Below are 18942 nucleotides of genomic sequence, written 5' to 3' on the forward strand. Positions count from 1 at the left end.
GTATCTCCTATATACGATGTCGACTCGCGCTCGATTCGATCAGCCGCCCGGCCAGGTTACTGTTTTCGCACTCTTGTTCGGCACGTTATTTCCAGATCTTGTTGATAAGCCGCTATCGTGGTACTTTGGCGTGCTTCCAACAGGTCGAACACTCACTACTTATCTTGGGACCAATCGTGATTATTGGTTATCTACTTGCCCGCTATTACAACCATCCTGAGTACGGTATCGCATTTGGAATCGGTTCCTTCTCACATTCCCTTGTTGATGCTCTCCCTGCACTGTGGGCAGGTACAGTCCCGAATTCTCTGCTTTGGCCTGTGCTTCCTGTCGAAGGGTATGGCAGTGCTGGCGCACCAACTGTTACTGGTCTGTTGATGGATTCGCTCGGCTCATTAACCCTCCTTACCGAATTTGTGCTTGCTGGGCTCGCACTTCTTTGCTGGCGTTGTGATAGATACCCAGGACTCGAACTTCTTCGGGTGCTCATCAACCGGCTAATGACACAATCAGCCAACTAGCAGCCCAGCGGACGAGGGTGACTCCATGAGAATCCCGCTAAAGTCACTGGAGCGTTTGTCAGCTATCAGTGGAATCACCGCGAATCAGGATGAATCGGTCCTAAGAATGCAGTAGGTCCGCGTGGGGAGTCCAAACGTCCGGGCCACCGCCGCGAGGGGGACCGAAACACCCCGACTCAGCCCGAGTCCCCGGAGGAAATAGCAGATATGTGGGAGGGTGACGTGTATCGACTCAACCTCTAAACCATCTATACTGCCGAAGTACTGGCGAAGTGTATCCAGCGAATGGTCGTATCGTGACCCCACATCCTCATCTTTCAGCGAGGTTGTCTTCCCCCACACAAACCGTCCATCGGCGTTGAGAACACGTGATACCTCGTTCATAAACGGATCCAGATTCGCCAATTCAGGGTCGTTGAAAGGGGAAAAACCATGGCAGAAGAACAGATCAACCGAGTCGGACGCGACCGGGAGGTTCATCGCATCTGCAACTCCAACCGAGTCGGCCTCACCATCTGCGGCCCGGACGCCAACCTCACTGATATCCAGCCCGACCACGTCTACCCCATGCTCCCTGAGAAAACGCGAGTATTTCCCGGTCCCACATGGGACATCAAGGACGAGATCGCCGCGCTCTAACTCTAATCGGTTAATGATTGCGTCAGTTACTTGCTTCTCCCCGAGTAGTTCAGCGAAATCGCTGTTGCGGTATATCTCATCGTAACGCTGTTTGATAGATTCCTGATCATAGCTCATGGAATCATGTTGTTTCAGAACAACTATAATCTTGTGTCTAGACTCAGTACCTCACAAGGTGGCTTCGGCTAACTCGGTCTGAAGCCGCAGTTCTGTCTTGCTGAGTCATGATCGACGGGACTTCGACACTGAAATCGAGTAAAGCTGTATGGATCTGTCGCTGTCGGCGGCGATCGGCCGCCGACGCGACGGCATTGCCACTCACGAACAGGGCTTCCTTGGACGGTGGTTACCGGTGGAACCGATCCTCCGGTGGCCGATTTGCGGGGACGACCCGACGCACCGCGAGGGCCGTCCACGCTGCCCGTCGAATCATGTTGATGAACTCCTTGAACGACCACGACCAGAGGCGACGCCCGCCACGGCGGGGCGTCGCCACGTATTCCCAGTGGAGGTACCGCCAGACGTTCTGCAACAGCAGGCTCACCACGACGTACAACAGTCGTACGACCGGATCTTGCGTCGATGTCGTCGCAATACTCTGTTCGGAGAGTCGGTAGCTGCCTTCGATACCGAAGCGTTTCGCGTAGTGGTATCGAGCGTCTCGTGGCGTATCGATGAACGGCGCGTCAGCGGCATAGCCGTGACGCGCCACGCCGTGTTCGTCGTAGCGTCCGTTCTGGTAGGTACAGTCGATGTAGACGGGAAACTCGACGGTCCAGCTGTGACCGTCGAGTTTCGCCGTCAGATCGTGTTGGATGACGCGACTCCAGCCTTCCGAGAGTTCCTGCTTGATCGTCTTTTCCTAGCGAATGATCGGCATTACGTAGGCGATTGTGCGCCTGAAGCAACGTGAGACACTTGCTGTCGTAGAATTCACGGTCGAGATAGACGGCCTTGACGCTGAAGTCAAAGCCGTCGAGCACACCCAGAAACCCGGCGAGGACGCTGCTGGCAGTGTCGCCGTCTTCGAGACGGCGCACTGCCAGCGTGAATCGCTTGTTGGTCACACGCGCGTAGAGTGTGGCGTAGGCATGGAATGCGGTGGTTCCACGCTTCGCTTCCGAGTGATAGAGGCCATCTGTTTGTCCTCGTCACCGTAGTAGGGCCGCAGGTGGAGGTCTGCGCAGACCTCCACCTGCTCGGGAAGCACGTCGAAGACGTCCTTCTGAAGCAGCGTATTGCCGAATCGTTCGACCGACTCCAGGTCGAACTTCTCGCGGAGGTGGTACAGAACCGTGTTGTGGTGGGGCGATTCTTCGCTCTTCTCGCAGAGTGTCGAGACCGAGGTCCCGTCGGTGCACGCGCCGACGAGGACCTCGTGAACGTCCTCAGACGTCGTTTCGGCGTTGGGAGCGAGATCAAGCTCCACTTCCTCGTCGATCGTGTTGACGAGGAAGTTAAGAACCTGGTCCTCGTGGATTGAACCGTCTGCTTGCTGGGTTTTGAACACACTTCTGCAAGCAGACATCCTTCCTAGTTTCTTACTATTTAGAAGATCTCGTGCTAGAGTCCAATCGCTCCACAATCATGGATTCGTCCAAGATCGTGGCTAAATTGTCCCAGAGTAACGTCTCAAGTCACCCAATCTTCCCCTGAAAAGTCGACACCATCTAGTGATTCGCCAGAGCTGAAACGTATAATTGTTCTCAATTCACAGCTGTATATCCCGGTTGATTTCGGCTTAAACGCGCTCTGTGGCACGAAATCCTTATCGGTCTCTTGCGACCCACTCTTGTTTCACGCTCTCATGGAGCAGCAGAATTCCCATCGAGTCAACAGAGTCGAACAAGAGATTAGCATAGAGCCCTTCAACAGGAAAAGGATCCACGAGTGTCTCGATTAAAACCTTTTCTGTTCTCTTTCTCTTCTCTACAAAAAACATATAAATCGCCAAATCATAGTCATCGTTCATGAAAAGACGAGCAGCAATACATTTGCTGAGTTCTACATTTCTCTTTGGTTCTTTATCTGGCTGTCTCGGGTACTTAGATCGGAATACAGGGGTTAAATATGATCTGATATTAGAAGAATCTAACTGCCGAACTGACAACGACTTGTTTGAATTTGATAGGGAAAACACTGAACAAAGTGGCCTTGAGATACTTGAAGAGGCAGTTGAGGAAGGGTACTATACTGAGGGGTGGTCTAATAATGAGAGTCGAGAAAGAGCATTTTCAGAGGAATTTAATAGTGTTATAGATTTGATAAAGCAAAGAGGTGATGAGGACCAATTTGAAGATGGGTTCACATATTCTATGGTCGCTTTTCTAAACGGAGATATGTTCCAAATAGAACTTATTCGAACTTGCGCAAGTGGTTGCTGAACCAATGTGAGTTACGAATCCACTTTCTCCAACAACCCACGATACGTCCCGTCCCAACGTCGCTCAAGTATTGTTGAGACCAGTTGAGTCACGTCACAGAGAGAGAGTACATTTCGTCTGTTCTCACTGGAGTTGGCCTTCGAGTTCATCTCGTGTTTCGAGGATGATCTCAGCATCGAGATCGAGTTGATATTCGTAGTAGTGACCCCCCTTCCGACCTTTATTCTCCGCGCGTCGATTAAGAAAGCCAAGCATTTGCAGGTCACTCAGGTGCTTCTGTATACTCTTCAGAGTCGAGAGAGGCTCAGCACCCCACGATTCAGCCACAGTTTCGTAATTCGTTTTGATCGTTTTCGACCGTGCAGGAGTCTCGTAGTCCTTTTCAAGATATGCCATCGTCTCCAGAATATACTGTGCATGATCCGTCTGGTCTTGGATACGTGTCTTCAACCGCCCACGCTGGACGAGTTCACGCGCATTTTCAACGTGATCGTCCCGAATACAGTCATCACCAGTTCGGTCAGCAATCTCTGCCCCAGTTCGAAGGAGATCGATTGCCTGTCTTGCATTCCCTTGGTCTTTTGCTGCGATCGCAGCCGCCATTGCAACCGCTGAATCGTCCCAGCTTCCTTCAGCAAACGCTCGTTTTGCCCGATCGTTCAGTATCGTCCGAAGTTCATCAGCATGGTAGGGTCGAAACGAGATCTCTCTTTCCATCAACGTATCCCGAACTTTTGAGGACAGACTATTCCGGAACGTGTAGTTGTTGCTGATCCCGATGACACCAATCTGTGCCTCGACAATATGTTTGTTTGCTTGTGCTCGTGGGAGTTCATAGAGAAGAGTATCCGCATCATCAAGATGATCGAGTTCGTCAAAAACAAGCAAATGTGTTCCACCGTGGCGGTCAAGTTGCTTGTACAATTCGTCGAAGGCATCTCCAGTCCCTAGCCCCCGTTTTGGAAATGGACTGGCAGAGTCTGGAAGAAGTTCATTCACAAGCCGGCGGATAATCATGAAGAGCGTCTTTCCATTGCAATTGAGATCGTGGACGAAAAGTTCATCAGCTTCATCTCGAATGCTCACCTCCTTCTGGAGGGCATCCATCATGTACTTAGTGACTGCTGTCTTTCCAAGTCCAGCCTTCCCGTAGAGCATTACATTATCCGGTTCCCGTCCAAAGAGAACATCTTGAAGCGCATACCGATATCCTTCAATTTCTTCATCTCGTTCAAGAATCTTATCTGGCTGGTAGCTTTCACTGAGTACACTCTTTTCCTCAAATAATGTCTCGGTGAGATCGCTGAAGGGACCTGACATTCACAGTTGTTAGATGTTATTCATACCACTTAAAACCTCGTTTCGTTAGATTCGTCTGTTCCCACTAGATTCACAGACACCCACAGAGAGTCCAAAGAACCCGCTCTTTGGACATTAACAGACGAAATGTACTCTCTCAGTATGCATTGCCTCATGCTGGATCCCGATAGAGAACAGACGAAATGTACTCTCTCTTCAAATTCGAAAAACAGCGCGAGTTCCCCGCCACGGCGACAAAAGATGATCTCTGTTACGATGCCACTCCCGGTGTATTCGGGTGGTACTGGGTCCATGCGAGTCTCCACAGGGACAAACGGGGGTGGAATTAAGGAACGAACGGCGCAAGCCGTGAACGAATAGGGTGGGGTAGTTCACTCGGAGAATCAGCACCAACTCGAGTAACTCTGGACAGTGACCGCTAATATTCACCAAAATATTTCTTGAGACTTTGCTTGGAAGACACTGGACATACTGGAGTGTCCCACACAGTCTCATTCGTCCACCTCAAATTTGCCGAAGTACTCGGAAGTGTTAATTGCCAGTAGATATCAGCTAGGTCACAGGGTATATACTGATGAGATTGAGACAACCAACTGACTTCCAGATTCTCAAGGCCCTTGAAGAGACAGGTCGAAACGTCGCACCGAATCTGGCCACCCATATTGACAAAAGTCGCAAGAACATCAACACGCGATTGCCGATTCTCGAAGACTACGATCTCGTCGACAAGATCGGCCCCGCCGAACGCTCAGGAGTCTACGAGATCACCTCACTCGGAAAGGCTGCACTGGTATACCAGGACCAGTACGACAAGGTGGACAATTTCGAGGAACTCATCGAAGGACCGTCCGCTGGCACCGTCGAATCGGCCGGCACCTCGGTCACGGGCTTTGCTCGTGGTGACGAAGACAAAGACGACGAGTGAATCGCCTCGCCCCGTTCGCTCCTTGAGGGTGGGGCTTAGCACCCTCATTTTCCAGCTAAAAAGAGAGAGTCGACAGCGCTCTCTATCACTCGAGATCACGCTCAATCCGCTGATACGTCCCATCCCGGCGTTCCTCACGAATCGTCGAAAGCCGCCGGGTGGTGTCTGTCAGTACAAACGGAAGCACATCCTTCGGCTCAAACCCACCCTGGGAAGCATATGACTCGCCGGTCTCAGGATCGGTAAGCGACTGACTCAACCCAGCCCACCGTTGTTTTGCCGCCTCGGACGACAGATCAAAGTGCTCCTCGTCGGGCAACTCATACAACTGAGTCGCCGTCTCGAACCGAACCGAATCTCCGTCACCATCGAACTGCGAATCCTTCGCACGTGCGACCCCCCGCTGGACCGTGTCCCGAAACGTGAGCAACCGACTGGCCCCAGTATCTGTATCGGCCAACATCCCCGCCGCAAGATACTCCGGATCATTCAAGAGCGAATACAGAACGGCGACGGTATAGGACAGATCAGCTGAAAGCGACCCCGTATTCTCATCGACAGCTTCGAACACCGCATGCCAGAGCGCCGGCGACAGTTCCTCGAACAGGAGTTCAAAATCCAAGAAGGCGTTCGCAACTCGTTCACTGATCTCTCGTCGCCGTTTCAGATCGCCGTGGGCGACACGATTGGACGTCGTCCCGTCTGTTTGCTCTCGAAGCCACTCTCGATCCGTCCGCGTCAGAATGCCCCGGGTACGTGCATCGTCGCTCATACAAAATAACCGTTTTCGGTACATCTCCTTAAAAACCCACTCTCACAAGCACTGATTCGATGCCGGAATACCCGTTCCATCACGGAATGTGGCCACTATCGAGGAACAGAGAGCGCCCGTAGGGGACAGTGGAGAGATTCGATGAACCCCCACCGACGCACGACCGACGAATCGCTTGCTCACCACCCATCCCAACAGACACAATGGCAATAAACGACTTCCCCATCGACGACGACCTGACACTCCCTGCACCCGATAGGAGAACCGACCTCGATGTTACACTCGACTCGCCAAATTTCGATCGCAAACGAAAACAGGCGATCCGAATACTCCTGCCGCGGGATCCGGACGCACTCGAAGCCCTCCCAGAGGACATCCGCGGCGCGCTTGTCAAAATCGTCGATAAAGTCGCTGGCGAACCAGGCACCGCACAAATCGAGGTGTTGATGTTCAACGGCCCACGCGGCCTTGAAATCATCCTGCATCCAACGCCATCGATCGTCGACGGCCGGGCAATGCAGTCCAATTTGACGTGGTTTACGGACCAACTCCATTCGCCGGTCATCAACAACACCATCGAAGCGATCAAGAAAAGCAACGACCTTCCAGATTCTATCGGCATCGAACGCGGCATGCTCAATCTCGACCCTGTCGGGGTCTCCGATGTCACGACCACGCGGCTCCTGGTTGCAAAAGATAGCGCTGTAACCCAGACCGGGAAGTTCGATTACAGCCCACTCCAGCGGGCGTTCCAGACCTACCAGCAAGGAACGATTCCGTTTCTCTACCAAGTCATCCTCGAGAAATCAAAACAGACATACAATGTGTCGGTCCGGATGGCTACCTACCGGCCAAAACACACCTACTCGGGGACGAAAGGCTTCGCCCAACTGGTCACACAGGGTCATCCGCTTGACCTCTCGAACGCGTTCAAACCGTACAGAGTCACCTCGAATCACAAATCCCTCGCTGATGGCTACTGGAACGTCTCGTATACGGACCGAATCGATGGCACAACCGACTACGAGACCAGCTACAACTATCGGTACGCCAATCAGTATACGAAAAAGATGGAAGTGCGGGACACAGCTGACAAAATCAAAGAACTCGTCCTCGGGAAAGGCGAACACCGCAACCTTCTGGATGGCAATGCGAGCTTTGATCCTGCGTACAAAACCTGCGACCGATTCGGCCGATTCGAAATCAACCCAGCGCAACTCAAACCGTTCCTCGAACTGGTGCCGATCCAGTTCAGTGTCAACCCCTGGCTATCGATTCAGGGCCGTTCAGCGCCCCAGTTTCGTACTGACGAAATCATCAACTCGATTGCCGAACCGACACAAGGTCTCGAAACGGGAACCACCTACGTTCCCGAGACATCGGCAACGATGGCCAATGAGGGTGCTGCACAACACCGCAGCCTCGGAAAATTCACCCAGCAGTGGTTCACGGAAAATGGCGACGATATCGAAGAAGTCGTCCAGACGTCCGAATCAGTCCCCGATTATCGGCTGACCCCCGACGATGGGACCATCACCGCACTCGATTTCGATATCGACTGTGAAACCGTTCCGGTCGAAGTCGAAAGCACAAACGTCGATAAAGGGGCGAACACACTCGTCAACGCCGAACGAGCGTACGCATGCGACCAACACGTCATCTTTGTCTATCCAAGCAAAAAGGAGGCAAAACGCGGCTATAGCCACCTCAGCAAGACCTACAAACGAACCATCGGCGATGGTGCAGTACTCTACAACGACTCCGAGTACGTCATTTGCCCGGATGAGCGGATTCCCGTCTACGAAGGATCGGGCTCAGTCGAGTGGACGTGTCGGACGGATACGCTAGAAGGAACGGTCGATGGCACCACCATCGCAGCCGGTCCGGCCGACGCTGACGTTGGCACGTTTGACTACGACTGTCACTACTATCAGAAGGTCGATGGCATCCACCGCATCGAGACAGCAGACGGTGAGCTGAAAGATCGATACCGATCGAACGATGCCTTCACTGCAAGCTGGACCCGGGTCACTCGGCCCCATCTCCCGGTCGACCAGAGCTACCTCGCCTTCACAACGGTGATGTACCGCAACAAAGAGGAAAAGGAACTCTACGTCTACACCACTGACTACGACTGGGACATCAACAACAACAAAGGCAAACGAACGCGATATCAGGCCTGTAACAAAGCCTTCTGTGACGAACACCTCGTCGAAAAGGAATCGGCAGAACTGCCACATACGTCATTGCTCGATCGCATCAGCAGGTGGTATCGCGCTCGGTCGACCCATGCGACCCCGGTCAATTCCGAAATTGGCCGCACGCTCCCAGAGAGGCTCAAAGAATCGAAAGCTGCCCGTGATAATAACAAATACAAGTACTATGACGGCTACTCCTGGCGGATCAAGCCGGATATCGACTCCCCGCATCGGCCAGGCATCGAAGCCGGCGACCTCGACGACTCGGCCCCCGACGAAGAGACCGACCCAACAGAGGAAACGACCGATGAGTACTGACTCATCCCCCACCGACGACCCCCTCGAGTCAGCACAGCAAGCGATTCGACTCTCGCCGGAGCCCTCGACAACCCAGCTCTCACGAGCGGTCGGTCGAGTGCTCCACGAATCGCTGTACGACCACGGGCTGGATGCGCTCGAGTTACTGACGTTTCCTGGCCCAGCCCAACAGGAGTATCTCCTGCGTGGGATCGATCGAACTGCCCCACTGACCACCAACGGTGTGTCCCCACACAGTCGAGAGGTGGGCCGCGCTGCACAAACACATCTGCCACCCACAGTCGGCCTCGAAATCGTCGACGTCAGCACCGATCCAGTCGGGACAGCGGCTGTGCCAATCCAGCGGCTGCTTACGACGTCCCTCGGAGAGACCATCACCCCACAACCATCATCCTCGGGATTTGTCTCCCTACTTCGTGGGCTTCTCGACCGGGACATGCCTCATCTCGTCCAACTGGTGTGTCGTCGAACCGGCGACGAGGAGGTCGCCATCTCCCTGCGAGTCGGGGAGTTTTCACCGGAAACACGATGTCTAACCAGCGACGCCGACGCACTAGCACGATACCAAGACGCAGCACTACCGGTTGCCGAACAGTTCGACCACCCATCCCTCACAACGAACCGCAACCTGCCCCTCGAGAACGGGTGGCAGGTTCGGCTCGAGGACCGGCTCCCCGGCGACCCGAAACCACTACTCGAACCCGAAATCGATGCCTTCCGCGATGATGAGCGACTCCAACAAGCCTGGGAACTTGCACGGACACCGACCGAATACACGCTGCTGTTGGAGACGGCCCCCCACGAGCAACTGCGTGATTCATACGCCAGTCTTGATGCCGATCCCTGGATAACCGTCGATTCAGAGGGGCTGCCAAGCTTCTGTGGGCTCGTCCCCAAGCAGTACGACCACAACGTCTGGGAGCAGATCAAGGGTCGCCAGCCCCCAGCAATGACCGTCCTCGAGACACTCCAAACGCCGGCCACAGCAGCGACACCACCGCCGGTTCCCACAGCAGAACCAGCATCGTCGACGGCCGGGCCCCCGGAACCAATCGCCGACCGAGTTGAGAAATTATGTGCCGATATATCGGCCGAAAGCGGCCAGCCGTTCCTCCGAGACGCCGTTAGCTGGGTGCTCCAACACGGTGATCGGCTCCGCCCATGGCCGACAGCGAAGATTCAGCCCCCGACGTTCATTCGTCGCACCCCAGATGGGAACGGCCACCTCCTCATCATCGGCACAGCGTCGTCATTACCACCCGGCGAGGTCATCGCTGCCACAATACTCGCATCCCATGTCGCTGATGGACTGACAGCGATGGTCGCAACGCCGGCCGGCGCTCGAGGCGTCGCCAACACGCTGTTGGTACCGTTCAATTCCCGTGATAGCCATGGGAACGCCCAGCTGTATCAGCGACGTCAACCACTGGCGACCGAAACAGGCACTGCCGTCCAGCCCCGCGATGAACCCGCAATACAGTGGGCAGTCACACCCACCCACTCACGGACTGTAATCGGTCGGCGAGATGGCGAACCGATCGCGTCACTCTCTCGCAGCGACCCGATGAGTACGCTCATCGAGCAACTCCCCCACTATCGCTGCCCCGACGGGGTGCCGACTGTCTTCGACCCTACCGGCGAGGTGATCCAACAGTTCGAGACACGGGCCGAGGCAATGGCTGCTTGGGCGTCTATCGGCGAACCCGTCCTCCCACCCACTCGAGGGACTGGTCTCGAAACAGCAACCGTCCTCGCACAACAGGACACACAGTTCGACGAAGTCTCACTGCAGGCCTCCTGGGACCAACAAAGCATCTCACTTCGACAAAGCGCTGGCGCCAAGACGTTCCTCCGAACGTTTACGACAGACGCTCCAGGTCAGGACCTCCCAGTGTCGGCGGTCGTCCCATCGTTTGCAGCCTGGTTACGCCAGCAAACGATCGAACCGCTCGGAGTCGGACTTGAGAGCGCTCTCCAGAATGCGGCCAGATCGATTTCGCCGCGGGACCAACAATATACACCTGATGACGACTCGCTCCCCGATCGGCGGTGGCTTTACTAACGGGTATGTCAACGCAGTTGTCAATATCGTCGGTAGCACATTTGATCGCTTTCTGAACGAGGTTCGCGTGTAGATAGTCGGTGCCTTCCGGGGATCGTCGTAAATCGTGTTTTCGGCTTCGTTTTCGCTGGTTACACAGTCGTTCTCGGGATACCGCCATGTCCACTCTGCCGTTCGCTCGGTCACCGGTCACAATTACAGATGCCGCCTTCGCGGATTTGGTCGATGACGTGTCGGTGGATTTCACTAGCCAATCGAGACATTGTTTCGGCCTGTTGTTTCGTTGGATGGCGGCCGCCGTAATAGCTGTCAGTCCGGTTATCGCCATACAGGTCTTTGAGTTCGCGAGTCAATTCACGTGTAAAAAGACCCAACCGTGCCACCCGGTCGTAGCACCGTTTGTGCGAATCCGTCTGAAAGCCGCGCAGATCGTCGCTGCCGGCCGCGATACGAACGCCTCCAGCGACCGCTCGATGATGCCAAAGCAGAGTTCGACGACAGCAGTGTAGTAGCCGCCGTCCTCGATCTCCTCGACAACGGCGAGGAGCCGGCACCCTTTGGTGAACTGAGTCTTCCAGTCAGTGTCCGTGTCGACCTTCGGTTCCCGAGTCGGAATGCCGTGGCCCTCTTCGTTGAAGGCGTCGATCGCCTCGTCAAGTGCATCCCTGACGGAGTTTGGATCACTCATCGATCTTACCGTGCAGAACCATTTCGCGGACGGTGTCAAACTCATCCGTTCGGTGGATGGGGATACCATCGCGGAGGATTTCTCGGAGGTCGTCCACGTAGTTTGGAACGGCTTGCAACCCCTCAACATCAATCTCGAAGACATACCGATTGCCGTCGAACGTGTTCTCCTCGAGGGATTTCCTGACGTGGTTCGCCTGCCGCTGATTCCCCATCCTGTCCTCGCGTACCAACACCCAGAGGTCGATATCGCTGCGGCGATCGGCCTCACCACGGGCAACGCTCCCATAGAGGACGACGGCGAGGACACCATCGAGTTCGTCCAGCAACGCATCCGTTGCCGCTGTTACCGGGGTATGGAACTCTGACTGTGGAATTTCGAGGGACGGATCGTCTGGGAGGGTCAACCGGTCGCGATTGATTTGCACGAGCCGACGCGACCCGTCGCGTTCCTCGACGACGAGGTCGTTGTTGGAAAGAACATCGACCACCTTGGTAATCGTCGGTCGCGTATACTCGACTGCCTCGGCGATCTCCGTCATCGAGAACGAATCGTCGTGATGCCGTATTAAAAAAAGAAGCATGTCGTCTGTGGCGTCGCTCTTGAATAAGCGACCATCTCGAATGGGCAAATCGACTGTTATTCGAGTCCCGCTTTCTGAATTGCCGTTCGAGTTCGTTTTCATCGTAAAGCCTTAGTTTACATTATTACTTAAACTTTATTATGATCTCGGAGATCGGTTTATATATATTTGTTAGTACAGAGACTCGCCTCCTTCCGCTCCAACGATCTCCCTGAAATCTGAATCGGCAACTACTGTGAAGCGCGAGGCTTTCTCCTCGATTCTCCGTAACACTGTCGCCTTGAGACAATCCACCCACAAGCCCACAACGAGCGTACCCTCGCATCGAGCCAAGCTCAACACGTCTCGGGGACACCGACAACAGAACACAACACTCATCCAATGCACGAACAACACGAACGCGACACGAGTCGATCAAACGGACGACGTTCCAACCGACTCAGCCCCAGGTCCCTAGCACAGCGAATCGAACACAGCCACACTCGTCTCCAGCCACCGCCTGATGCCAAACAGACCGATGAACCCAATTAAGGGTACGGTTATGCGGACAACTATTGCCCGCTCATCGATTAGGGGAACGACGACCCCTAATCGCAGGACGGAAGCCGGTGAAGAGGACCAAATACCGTCTGATTATAATAATAATGAGAAGGCCAATACTGCAGTATCAGCACTAACAAAGACAGCCAACACCAGAGTCCAGACCGATCCCAAGGAACCCAAACGCAACCCTCGAGCGAACAGTCCCTCGGTGATGGAGAACAGGTCGCAGGTTCCGTTGCCATCCCCTGAGTGACGACCGTGGAACGCGACCAATCCAACTGTTCGAAGAGCCTGTGCCATTTTCCCTGGCCCAGTGGTCGGTCACTCGAGACGACCAAGAGAGACCACCACAGATGCCGATGAGTTGACGGAAATTTCGAGCGCAAGCCTCGCCCTTGCCAGTAGACGCCGACCCTCAAACTGATTGTTCTCGGCAGCCTACTGATCGTGTTTGCTCCAGTGCAGTACCTCAGACTGATCGAACTCCTTGATATAGGGTCTTATATGAGGGGCGACCCCGATTCTTTCCAAGTTTTTGGGATTAGAATGATGGTTGGAGGAATTGATTCGGCAACTACTGTTTAGCGCGGGGAGGATGTCATCGGTGAGAGAGTCCTCGAGAGAGTTTCCAGTTGGGATACACTATCCAAAGGAGGCTACGGGAAGGAGCCAATCAGAACAACTGGGGTCGCTTCTCGCACCAGTGGTCCCAAGTCGACCACCCGGCCACGCCAGCGACATCAAAGTCAGTTGCCCAAGGAGAGAGCTTCCCATTGGGTGGATTGGTTGAGAGTCCAAACTCGAGTGGAAGATGGGCGCACCAAGAGACGGATCCTGATCTCGAGTTATTGGGTAGTAATCTAATTGGTACCATGGTGGTCGATTCGTTGAGTATCTCCTCTCTGGTAATGAGTGTCGTTACTCGAGGGTTGGAGCTGTGTGGCAGTCAGTCAACAGCCCCACCTTCGGTGTCGTCGATTGGGCTCTCAAACATTCGGATGGGAACTTGCCTCCGCGCTGGGAGCCACTCGATAGGCAATAATCACAGCATCGGCGGACACCTACTCATTATCATTATAATCAGTCGGATTCAGAGCTATTAACCAGTCAACGTCTAGTGGTTTTCCTCAGAATCGGGGTAATCCAATTTGCATAGTAGACGCTTCCCCTAATCAACCCCCTAATCGGTACGAACACAGGATCGATCCATTGCACACCCCCGTCTTTGAGGAACCAAAAGCTAGGAAATAGCTAGGTGGCGACTTTCAGTACAGACGACGCAGTTGCTGGTTGTTTTGACTGAAGTAGCAGGCGGCGAGACTGCACGGAGGATTATTCTACCTGACACACATACATCTGCTATCGATGAAGACGGCTAACGCGGAGCAGATCGGAATTCTCTGTAAGGATGATCAGCCGGTCTTCACTGCCGTCGCCAGCCGACTTCGGGACGCGGGATATACCGTTCGATTCTTCGAGCCGCGATCCGAACTCTCTCCGAGTCAGATCGACGATCTCGCTTTGCTCGTCAATAAGCAGGTATTCCCACTCAATCTCCCCGCTCTCAGGTATGCACGACAAAAGGGAACGCCCTTGTGGAACAACCTCCTCGCAACGATGGCCTTGAGCTCACGATTAATCGGGCTACGAGCGCTCGAGGCGGTCGGGTTTCGCACCCCACGGATATCCTTCGAGAAACCCGAGTTTGAATACGTTGCAAAACCCTGCCATATCTGGCACGGCGATCCCAAACTGAACAGCGAAGGGGATTTCTATCAACAGTTGATCCACACGAAGCCTGTCGATTACAAATACTACGCGGTAAACGATGGAACACGAGTCCAGACGGCAGCCAAGCTCGTCACCTCGAAGCTCTACGGCCCCAAACGATTCCTAACTCATGTGCGCCCCAGACTGACGCTTACTCGACGTTTGCGTCGTCTCGTCAACCGACTCAATCTCCGGGGCGTCGGGGTTGATTTCGTCAAAGATAACGAAGACCAGTTCTGGGCCGTAGACATCAATCTCGCCGCAGGGTACCGGGATAGCGGATTAGAGCCCGCTCTTTGCGATTCGATTAACATGGCTCTTTCCAATCGGTAATGTGAACTACTCCGCCCTACCGCGCTCGGGCCTACCCGGCCCTCGCTTGTTGGGGACGGAGCTTCCTGTTTCCGTGTCGGAACTTGCAGGAACAGGTCCCACAGCGTCCAGAAGAACGGAGTTCTTCTGCGGCCCATCAGAACCGAAGGTTCTGAGGGCGGTTCCAGACTCCGCAGGCGACTTCCCTTTACAGGTGGTTCGGAGTGTCCCACTCCTACCGAATCGACACTCGGCCACTGTATCCCCTCCCTGCTCGCTTCGCTCGCTGAGGAAGGGGGCTTAGCGCCCTCAATTACAGCTAAAGAAGGAAGATTTTAACAAAGCCGCTGGCACCGAAAACCAGAGAGATCATACCACGGCCGTCCACACTGTGAAATATGCAAATTGGAAGACCGACTGACCAAACAATTCTCATTACGGGCGGGGCAGGCTTCATCGGGAGTCATCTCGCAACCGAACTGGTCGCCGACAACGATGTCCGAATACTCGATAACCTGACGACAGGCGAACGATCGAACATCCCCGCCGAAGCAAGGCTCATCGAGGGAAATATTCAGGAAAACGAGACGATCGAGCACGCCACAGAGAACGTCGACGTGATTTTCCACGAAGCCGCCCTGGTGAGCGTCGAAAAATCGATCGAAAACCCTGTCGAGAGCCACGAGATCAACGCCACCGCGACGCTCAACCTCCTCGAGGCCGCTCGCAACGAAGACGCCCGCAGTGTCCTTGCCTCGAGTGCAGCAATCTATGGCCATCCGAAGCGAACACCCATCACCGAATCCGACCCCAAAGAGCCAACCTCTCCGTACGGACTCGACAAGCTGACACTCGATCAGTACGCTCGCCAGTACCACGATCTCTATGGCCTCGAGACGGTCGCACTGCGCTATTTCAACGCCTACGGACCAGGACAGGTCGCTGGCGACTACAGCGGCGTTATCAGTGTCTTCATCGACCAGGCGCTGTCGGGAGAAGACATCACGGTTCACGGCGACGGCGAACAAACGAGAGATTTCGTCTTTATCGACGACGTCGTCCAGGCCAACCGCAAGGCAGCCATGACCGATGCGGTCGGCGAGGCGTACAACATTGGTACCGGCGAGTCGATCACGATCCGGAAACTAGCCGAACTCATTCAGGATATCACGGACACAAATTCGGATATCGTCCATACGGACGCCCGAACGGGCGATATCGACCACTCCGAAGCGAGTATTTCGAAGGCTCGAAAGCAACTCGACTACGACCCGTCTGTCTCCATCCGTGAGGGACTCGAACAAACAATCGAGTGGTATCGCGATCAGCACGAGTAGTACGACGATTACGGAATGTATTCATCGTTCGGTAGCTGAGCCCACCTTCAGTGAGCATGAAAATGAATAGGAGACAGTCAAAATGAAGTCGCCGTCACCGGAATAATGTCTCGGTGAGATCGCTGAAGGGGCCTGATATTCACAGTTGTTAGATGTTATTCATATCACTTGAAGCCTCGTTTCGTTAGATTCGTCTGTTCCTCCCTATATTCACAGACACCTATAGAGGGCCCAAAGAACCCGCTCTTTGGACATTAACAGACGAAATGTGCTCTCTCTTCAAATTCAAAAAACAGCGCGAGTTCCCCACACGGCGACAACAGACGACCATTGTTGCAGTGGATCTCCCGGTGGATTCGGGTGGTACTGGGTCCATGCGAGTCTCCACAGGGACGAACAGCGGTGGAATCAAGGAACGAACGGCGCAAGCCGTGAACGAGTAACGGTATCTCACCGGAGCGTACACGATTCCCGCCTGCCCTGTTCGATTCTCGGTTCCGACTCACCAGAACACTCATTACTCACGGAACGGGTGGGACTCCCTCGCTGTCAGGGTGGTACCCGGAAGAATCGGTGTTCGAGCAAATTACTCAACCCAGCCATCCTGAAGATGACAATATATCTTGGCTAGAGAAGAAAAGATGTGTTCTGAGCCCGTTTGGAAACATATGACAGACGATACCCGCCGCGACGGTCCACCGCCGGTTGACAGCCCCTTCGAGGGTGAGAATACGAAGGAGCGCGTGTATGGGGCGATACTACATGCTCGAGAGCCGATGATGGCCGCTGAGATCGCTGACCGAGCGGACTGTTCAGCGGAGTCAGCGCGGACACACCTGTCCTTCTACGCCGACCTCGGCATCGTTATCCGGCACGAGGGCTCACCAGCTAAATACGAACGGAACGACGATTACTTCGAATGGCGGCGGGTGAACAACCTCGCACGGGAACACACCGTCGACGAGCTGCAGGCCCGCGTCTCAGAACTAACCGACCAGATTGAAGCGTACCGCGACGAATACGGCGTCGACTCCCCCGCCGAGGTCGATGTCCTCAAGTTTGATGCAGAGCGGATCGACGATATCTACGTGGATCTCAGTGAGTGGGCCACCGCTCTCGAGGAGCGTCGCCTTCACGAGCGCGCCCGGAAAAAGGCAAACTAGTCCGACGGCATCCTTACACAATTGACGATGGTGCCAGCTGACGACGGCGCGAGTCCCGCGCCAATAGACCGGTTGGTGATGGAGTGGATGCGATCGCGGTTCGCTGGGAGTCGAATGAGGGGGAGACTGTACCTTCATGTGGAACTGTCCGGCGACTACTACCTAGGCGAGGTATCTGCTCGCTTCGAAATCTGTTGGTACCGTAACGACGATTTCGCTGTCCACTATCAAGAGGAGCGACAAGACAGGACGTGGAAGTGCCAATGGGATCGACATCCGAACGCACACAACTCACGGGATCATTTTCATCCGGCACCAACTGCCAGTCGCACCGACGCAGCAGATGCTTAGTGGCTGAGTGACCATCGAGATGTGTGCCGTCTCCTCGTTGATGACATCGAAGAGCGCATCGGGACGCTGTGGGAGCAAGAATAGTGGCCTACCCGTTTTGATCAGAACCAGATTCGGTCGCGTCGGTCCTGCCCAGACAGATTTGCCGAGCCCGATTGTACCGCTGGAGTTCCGCTCGAGCAGCGTCCCAGTCAGCCAGATCTGCCTCCGAACCGCCATCGGATTCACGATCGGCCCCGGCAGGCGTCTCAGAACCGTATCGCTCTTGGTAGGTCTGAATTCGTTCAACCCCGGGGCAGTCGCCTCGACTGCCTGTACAACCGTGTCCTTAGGTCGTGTTCTCGAATTCTGCGCTGCACGTCTTACAGATATCCGGCTGCCAAGGAACTGTCCTCACAACTGGTTGTTCTTCCCCACAGGACTCGCAGAACGCTACTCTTTCGCCTTCTACCATATCTCTCTAATGAATCTTATGGCCACTACTACATAAATTCCCATGTCTAAATTTACATGTGAAGGTAACAGACCGGATTCGAAATCGAAACGGACAGGCTCAAGACGACACACAGGCAGACCTTGACACACATTTCGGACGGGAAAGAGTCGTCGCGATGGACACCAGTACTAGGAATACGTTTAGGTACCAAGAGACGCTGTCGCCGAAAGTCGAATCCTCACTTTGTGAACGAAGCATCCATTTCCCAGCATACGATGCCGAAGAGTTCAGACAAGTGCTTCAACAACGTGAGACAGTCGCATTCCAAGATGATGCCCTAGATTCAGGTGTCATTCCACTTTGTGCCGCATTTGGAACCAAAGACTCCGGCGATGCCCGTCGAGCACTTGACTTACTACTTCAGGCAGGGGATCTCGCACATGAGGAAGGGGCACAGACTGTCACCGAGAATCATGTCAACCGAAGCAAAAAATTGCTTCAACTGATGCGGTAGCGCGGAGTCCCCTTCCTCAAGGAACGAGCAAAGCGAGTGAGTAGGGAGGGGAGGAGCGCGTTCGTATAGGCCGCAAACACCAATCTATAAGTATCCATACGATCAC

General features: G+C 54.4%; 13 protein-coding genes and 2 pseudogenes. 9 read left to right on the forward strand and 6 right to left on the reverse strand.

The annotated features are described in order from the left end of the window. A partial coding sequence (locus QNM96_RS22540; RefSeq protein ID WP_345782568.1) for a hypothetical protein occupies positions 1-521 on the forward strand: 521 nt, incomplete at its 5' end. An 84-nt stretch (positions 522-605) separates the two neighbouring features. On the opposite strand, the gene QNM96_RS22545 is transcribed toward QNM96_RS22540, so the two are convergent. Together QNM96_RS22545 and QNM96_RS22550 are read right to left on the reverse strand one after the other, a co-directional pair. Then, positions 606-1277 (reverse strand): class I SAM-dependent methyltransferase, encoded by a 672-nt coding sequence (locus QNM96_RS22545; protein ID WP_283839057.1) that lies wholly within the window; start codon positions 1275-1277, stop codon positions 606-608. A 229-nt stretch (positions 1278-1506) separates the two neighbouring features. Beyond that, positions 1507-2670, reverse strand: a pseudogene (locus tag QNM96_RS22550) (ISH3 family transposase). 460 nt (positions 2671-3130) lie between these two features. Here QNM96_RS22550 and QNM96_RS22555 point away from each other — a divergent pair. Then, positions 3131-3544: a hypothetical protein gene (locus QNM96_RS22555; protein WP_283839058.1), complete on the forward strand. Its 414-nt coding sequence runs from the start codon at positions 3131-3133 to the stop codon at positions 3542-3544. 123 nt (positions 3545-3667) lie between these two features. Here the strand turns inward: QNM96_RS22555 and QNM96_RS22560 are convergent, their stop codons facing one another. Further along, positions 3668-4864, reverse strand: coding sequence for an orc1/cdc6 family replication initiation protein (locus tag QNM96_RS22560; RefSeq protein ID WP_283839059.1), 1197 nt, complete (start codon positions 4862-4864; stop codon positions 3668-3670). A 574-nt stretch (positions 4865-5438) separates the two neighbouring features. Here QNM96_RS22560 and QNM96_RS22565 point away from each other — a divergent pair. Then, a complete protein-coding gene (locus QNM96_RS22565; protein ID WP_283839060.1) occupies positions 5439-5789 on the forward strand; it encodes a winged helix-turn-helix transcriptional regulator in 351 nt (116 codons plus the stop codon). Positions 5790-5874: 85 nt separating this feature from the next. Here the strand turns inward: QNM96_RS22565 and QNM96_RS22570 are convergent, their stop codons facing one another. Further along, positions 5875-6561 carry a hypothetical protein gene (locus tag QNM96_RS22570; RefSeq protein WP_283839061.1) on the reverse strand — a complete coding sequence of 229 codons (687 nt, stop codon included), beginning with the start codon at positions 6559-6561 and terminating at the stop codon, positions 5875-5877. Between the two features lie 203 nt (positions 6562-6764). Between QNM96_RS22570 and QNM96_RS22575 the strand changes: the two genes are divergently transcribed. After that, positions 6765-9077 (forward strand): hypothetical protein, encoded by a 2313-nt coding sequence (locus QNM96_RS22575; protein WP_283839062.1) that lies wholly within the window; start codon positions 6765-6767, stop codon positions 9075-9077. Next, positions 9067-11139: a hypothetical protein gene (locus QNM96_RS22580; RefSeq protein ID WP_283839063.1), complete on the forward strand. Its 2073-nt coding sequence runs from the start codon at positions 9067-9069 to the stop codon at positions 11137-11139. The genes QNM96_RS22575 and QNM96_RS22580 overlap by 11 nt, the downstream gene beginning before the upstream one ends. A gap of 349 nt (positions 11140-11488) precedes the next feature. Here QNM96_RS22580 and QNM96_RS22585 read toward each other — a convergent pair whose 3' ends face one another. Next, complete coding sequence (locus QNM96_RS22585; protein WP_283839064.1) at positions 11489-11827, reverse strand: hypothetical protein; 339 nt, start codon at positions 11825-11827, stop codon at positions 11489-11491. Continuing rightward, positions 11820-12512, reverse strand: a complete 693-nt coding sequence (locus QNM96_RS22590) for a nucleotidyltransferase domain-containing protein (RefSeq protein WP_345782569.1) — start codon at positions 12510-12512, stop codon at positions 11820-11822. Before QNM96_RS22590 ends, QNM96_RS22585 begins: the two co-directional genes overlap by 8 nt. 1806 nt (positions 12513-14318) lie before the next feature. On the opposite strand from QNM96_RS22590, the gene QNM96_RS22595 reads away from it, so the two are divergent. From QNM96_RS22595 to QNM96_RS22610, 4 genes and pseudogenes are all read left to right on the forward strand, one after another. Continuing rightward, a complete protein-coding gene (locus QNM96_RS22595) occupies positions 14319-15056 on the forward strand; it encodes a hypothetical protein (RefSeq protein ID WP_283839066.1) in 738 nt (245 codons plus the stop codon). Between the two features lie 377 nt (positions 15057-15433). Further along, entirely contained in the window at positions 15434-16372 is a 939-nt protein-coding gene (locus QNM96_RS22600) for an NAD-dependent epimerase/dehydratase family protein (protein WP_283839067.1), read from the forward strand. Positions 16373-17040: 668 nt separating this feature from the next. Further along, a complete protein-coding gene (locus QNM96_RS22605) occupies positions 17041-17535 on the forward strand; it encodes a transcriptional regulator (RefSeq protein WP_283839068.1) in 495 nt (164 codons plus the stop codon). 87 nt (positions 17536-17622) lie between these two features. After that, positions 17623-17970, forward strand: a pseudogene (locus QNM96_RS22610) (hypothetical protein). Positions 17971-18942 lie beyond the last annotated feature (972 nt).

The sequence above is a fragment of the Halostagnicola sp. A-GB9-2 genome (genome assembly GCF_030068615.1).
Lineage (GTDB): Archaea > Halobacteriota > Halobacteria > Halobacteriales > Natrialbaceae > Halostagnicola.